Annotated in this window: 4 protein-coding genes and 1 pseudogene; 4 read left to right on the top strand and 1 reads right to left on the bottom strand. The window is 70.9% G+C overall.

The window, feature by feature from the left end; genetic code table 11:
* Nucleotides 1–428, top strand: a 428-nt coding sequence (locus HW445_RS18585) for an FAD-dependent monooxygenase (protein ID WP_180222122.1), incomplete at its 5' end; no start/stop codon positions are given.
* 246 nt (nt 429–674) lie between these two features.
* Nucleotides 675–2,561, top strand: coding sequence for a DUF2075 domain-containing protein (locus HW445_RS18580; RefSeq protein ID WP_180222121.1), 1,887 nt, complete (start codon nt 675–677; stop codon nt 2,559–2,561).
* A gap of 58 nt (nt 2,562–2,619) precedes the next feature.
* Here the strand turns inward: HW445_RS18580 and HW445_RS18575 are convergent, their stop codons facing one another.
* Nucleotides 2,620–3,546 carry an ATP-grasp domain-containing protein gene (locus tag HW445_RS18575; protein WP_180222120.1) on the bottom strand — a complete coding sequence of 309 codons (927 nt, stop codon included), beginning with the start codon at nt 3,544–3,546 and terminating at the stop codon, nt 2,620–2,622.
* Nucleotides 3,547–3,717: 171 nt separating this feature from the next.
* On the opposite strand from HW445_RS18575, the gene HW445_RS18570 reads away from it, so the two are divergent.
* Together HW445_RS18570 and HW445_RS18565 are read left to right on the top strand one after the other, a co-directional pair.
* A complete protein-coding gene (locus HW445_RS18570; protein WP_180222119.1) occupies nt 3,718–4,143 on the top strand; it encodes a hypothetical protein in 426 nt (141 codons plus the stop codon).
* A gap of 496 nt (nt 4,144–4,639) precedes the next feature.
* Nucleotides 4,640–4,862: pseudogene (locus HW445_RS18565) on the top strand (sporulation domain-containing protein); the annotation flags it as partial.

Genomic DNA, 4,862 nt, shown 5'->3' with positions numbered 1-4,862 from the left:
AACCGGTTCCGTCCGTCCTCGCCGCCGTCCGCCCCGAGGACGTCCTGCGCCACGACGTCCACCACGTCCACCCGGCGCTGCCCGCGTACCACCGGGGCCGGGTCGCCCTGGTCGGCGACGCGGCGCACGCCATGCCGCCGAACCTGGGGCAGGGCGGCAACCAGGCGATCGAGGACGCCGTCGTCCTCGCCCACCACGCCGACGACCTGCCCGCCTACACCGCCGCCCGGCTGCCCCGCACCGCCGCACTGGTCGCCAAGGCGGTCCGTACGGCTCGGCTCGCCATGCTCACCAACCGTCCGGCCGCCGCCCTGCGCAACGCCGCGATCAGCGCCGTCTCCCGCACCGGCCCGGCCTTCTTCCTCCGCGGTTTCGACGGCATCGCCGACTGGCGACCGCCGCAGGGCGTGACGCCGGAGCCCCGGTGAACTTTGGGCCGTTGCCGCCCTGAGTGAACTTCGGTCGGCATGACCGCCGTTCGGCGGCGGCCCGGGTGCCTGGCGCGACGGCGTCGCGTCCGGAGGGGCCGGAGGGTCCCGTGAGGCTGTCGGCGCCGCCGGGTACTCTCGACGCATCGTCAACGCGGCCCGACGGGCTTCCGCTCCGCTCCGGCGGAGTCTCGAAGGACATGCCCCCACCCGCACGAGTCATTTCGTGCTGCCCGGGGGAAGTCCTTGCTGTTCCGCGCCTCCGCGAAGACCGTCGCCGCCATGGCACTCGACGGCTCGCTGTTCCTGCACCTCACCGACCAGTTCGCCCACGCCCACGGCCACCGCCCCTCCGCCTCGGAGGCACGCTCCTGGGAGCGCAGCATCCCCGTCCTGGCCGCCGCGCTCAACGAAGCGGGCCTGGGCGAGGTGGAGGTCATGCTCGAGTACGCGCTGCCGCTGAACAGCAAGCGCGCCGACGCGGTGCTCGCCGGTGTGCACCCGGCCACCGGTGAGCCGTCGTACGTCGTCGTCGAACTGAAGCAGTGGAGCCAGGCGTTCCCGGTCGAGGACGACCCGACCCTGTGTCGTGTCGACGCCTACGCCCATCCCGTCCTCAACCCCGTCGAGCAGGTGCGGCGCTACTGCCAGTACCTCGTCAACTTCAACGGCGCGGTGGCCGAGCACGCGGACCGGATCAGCGGCGTGGCGTACCTGCACAACGCCACCGAGTTCGGTGTGACCGGTCTCCGTGAGATCGAGCGCGACGGTCACGGACTGCTCTTCACCGCCGAACGCCGCGGAGCGTTCCTCGACCACCTCCGGGCGCGGCTGAGCGACCGGCACCCCGGCGCCCGGGCGGCGGACGAACTCTGCGCGGGCGCCACCGTGCCGTCGAAGCAGCTGATGTCCGTGGCCGCCGCGGAGGTGCGCGAGCGCAAGGAGTTCGTGCTCCTCGACGAGCAGCAGGTCGCCTACCGCATGGTGCTCAACGCCGTGGAGAAGGCCAAGCACGCCGACCGCAAGGAAGTCGTCGTGGTCACCGGCGGCCCCGGCACAGGCAAGAGCGTGATCGCCCTCCAGCTCCTCGGCGAGCTCTACCGACGCGGCGTCCCCGCGCTGCACGCCACCGGTTCGCAGTCCTTCACGAAGACGATGCGCAAGGTCGCCGGAGCGCGCAAGCGTGAGGTCCAGGACCTCTTCAAGTACTTCAACAGCTTCATGACGGCCGAGAAGAACAGTCTGGCCGCCCTGGTCTGCGACGAGGCCCACCGCATCCGGGAGACCTCGGCCAACCGCTACACCCGCGCCGCGCAGCGCACCGGCCGGGCGCAGATCGACGAACTCATCGACGTCGCCCACGTGCCCGTCTTCTTCCTCGACGAGCACCAGGTCGTGCGGCCCGGAGAGATGGGCACCGTCGCCGAGATCAAGGAGGCGGCGGCGAAGCGGGACATCCCGTGCCACGTCGTCCCGTTGGACAGCCAGTTCCGGTGTGGCGGCAGTGATGCCTACCTGCGGTGGGTGGTCCGGCTTCTCGGCCTGGAGCCGGGCGGTCCGGTCGTCTGGGAGCCGGACGGCCGGATGCGGCTGCTGGTCGCCGACAGCCCGCAGGAGATGGAGGAGTTCCTGGAGGCCCGACGGGCCCAGGGATACGGGGCCCGCATGTCCGCCGGCTACTGCTGGCGCTGGTCCCCGGAGCCCAGGCCGGGCGACCCGCTGCCCGCCGACGTGGTGATCGGGGACTGGGCCCGCCCCTGGAACCTGCGCGGCGACCGCTCGGTCTCCGGCGCGCCCCCGGCCGCGCTGTGGGCCACCGACCCGGCGGGCTTCGGCCAGGTCGGCTGCGTCTACACCGCCCAGGGCTTCGAGTACGACTGGTCCGGCGTCGTCATCGGTCCCGACCTGCTCTGGCGCGGCGACCGCTGGATCACCGACCGCACCGCCTCCAAGGACCCGGTCTTCAGGAAGGCGACCTCCGACGCCGACGTGGACCGTCTGATCCGCAACACCTACAAGGTCCTGCTGACCCGCGGCATGGTCGGCACCGTCGTGTACTCGACCGACGCGGAGACCCGGGAGAAACTGCGCGAACTGGCGGGCGGAGTGGCACGGGAGGCCGTTTCCGCCTGATCGGCCGGGCAGGACGGCCACCGGTGCGTCCGCAGGCGCCGACGCTCGTCGCCTGCGGTCACCGAAGGCGGTGCTGCCCCTCCTCGCCGGACAACCGCCCGTACACGTCCGCCCCGACCAGCAGTGCGGCCAGTTCGCCTCGGCCGATCGACTGGTGCAGATCACTGACTTGGCCGTCCCCGACTTCGACGACCCGCCACACCCCGTCCGAACGCAGGGCCATGTCGGTCGTGACGAACCGGCATCCCAGGCGCCGCACCGCAGGTCCGACATGATCAAGGTCGGGCACCAGCCCGCGCCCGAACGGGCTGTCCGGATGGGGCGTCAGCAGCCTGGGTTCACCGTCGAGCCACCAGACGCGCACTTCAGCCGCGGCGGACTCAAGCCGCGAGAACGTCTCGAAGGCGCGGAGAACGATCCCGCCGGCCAGGAACTCCTCCTGCAACTCCACGAAGCGCCGCGCGACCCGCGTCAGTTCCACGGCGTCGGCGAGATCGGGAATGAAACACGCCTGCTCCCACTCGTGCTTGCGCGATTTGACGTAGTCCTTCACGATTCCCGGGCCTGGCGGCAGGGGCTCGGCGAGAGCAGCCAGGTCGTCGGCGGTCAGCACCTCACCGGGCTTCGTGGGACGCCACACGCTCGCGGGCGAGACGTCGACGAACGTCGCATACCAACCTGGCAGTTCGTGAGCGGTGCGGTACTGCCGGGGTGTCACGAGCAACTCGGTGCCACGTCCGCCAAGGGCCTCAGCCAACGCGGCGTATCGATCGCCGGGCAGCATCCAGCCTCGGTACCAGACGCTTCCCAGCCCAGCCGGAACCTGCGCAACCGCCTGCTGCGCTTCGCCGCGCAACAGGGCGTCGTGGTCGATCAGCCCCACTGTCCCGCCACAGGCGCGGACCTCCCGGGCCTCCAGCACGAAATGTTGGTCCACGCGCCGCGGGTTCAACGCATCACGGCAGTACAGGACGGGCATCGGCATGACCGACACGGTACGGAACCTTCAGCTCCCGGGTCACGGGTTTCGCACTGCCAGGCACGGCGCATGCCGGCCTTCGCCGACATCGCCCCTCGCACACCACTACATCGACGGACCGGCACCATCGCTGAAATCCACGGTCGCCACGAAGCCGAAGTGCCTACCCTCCCACCCATGCGCACCGTTTTCGTGTTTCCCGCGGGTGAGCGAGCTGAGACCGTCGCCTCGCTCGATCGGCATCTGCCCGAGCAGTGCAATCCGTGGACCTTGGACGGCAACCTCTCCATCGACATCGACGATGAGCAGTCCGGCTGCCTCTTCTCCGACTGGGATCCCCAGGATGTGGCGATCCTCGAAGCGGCCGTCGGACATCACCCCACCTGGGCGGTGCAGATCGACATCTCCGGGCGGATCGACGGCACCGCGGAGGTGCACCACCTGGTCGCGCTGCTGCTCGAGAACGGAGGCGTGGCAACCGACGACTACACCACCCACCCATGGACCCTGCCGGACATCCTGTCGGGAGCGGTGATCGACGGCCTGCGCTTCTTCGACTTCCGCGGCCACCACGAACTCAACCGCGGACACGGGCGCTCCTGACTGGACCAACTCACGAGCGCGCGTGCGGAGAAGCCTGCATCCGCTGTCCGATGCTGCACGTGAACCCAAGACGCCGGCCAGGCTCGACGAACGTGAGGAAGACCCGCCCCGCCGTGGACCGGTGCCGCGCCGTCAACCGGCACGAGAACGAGTCCCCGCGCAGAGATCGCTTCCTCGACCGGCGTCCCGACCAGGCGGCCTCCTTGCATGAGCTGCCAACTCGGCTCAGCCATGTCGTCTCCTCGTCGAGTCTCGGAGCACATGAGCGCTCCGGACCGGCATGGGATCGCAGCTGGCACGGTGCGGCCGGCGCTGCCGGGATCCACTCCCGGCCCTCAACGGTGCCTGGCCGTCGGACAGGTCCTCCCGCCTCGTCGGCCTCGACGGCGCCCACGCGGTGTTCCGGGAACCTCTGCGGTTCCTGGCCGGCGAAGCCTGGGTGAACGTCGGGTGCGAGCACTACCGCCCGCAGGGGCCGGGTGGTTGAGTCCCTCCCATGGCGATCAGGAGACTGACGGTGTGGGCGGGCACGATGCTGCTGGCGGCCACGCTCACGGCACAGCCGGTGGCCGCGTCCCCCGACGGGCCCCCTCCCGGGCTGCCGCTCGGCCCTCGGGGCCTCGCGGAGACCCGGACCACCGAGACGCTCCAGCCCGGTGTCACCCTGACCACCATCGTCCGCGGCGCCGCTGACCCCGCGCACACCTGGACGGTCGAGG

Origin of the sequence: Streptomyces sp. UH6 (genome assembly GCF_013421635.1) — a bacterium.
In the GTDB taxonomy this organism is placed as follows: Bacteria; Actinomycetota; Actinomycetes; order Streptomycetales; family Streptomycetaceae; genus Streptomyces; species Streptomyces abyssomicinicus.
The sequence above is the reverse complement of the archived record's forward strand: the minus strand, read 5'-3'. Positions and strand labels throughout refer to the sequence as shown.

Excerpts from the sequence above, each read along its gene's own strand:
- HW445_RS18570 (WP_180222119.1), top strand. The coding sequence starts at position 3,718 with ATGCGCACCGTTTTCGTGTTTCCCGCGGGTGAGCGAGCTGAGACCGTC.
- HW445_RS18575 (WP_180222120.1), bottom strand. The coding sequence starts at position 3,546 with ATGCCGATGCCCGTCCTGTACTGCCGTGATGCGTTGAACCCGCGGCGC.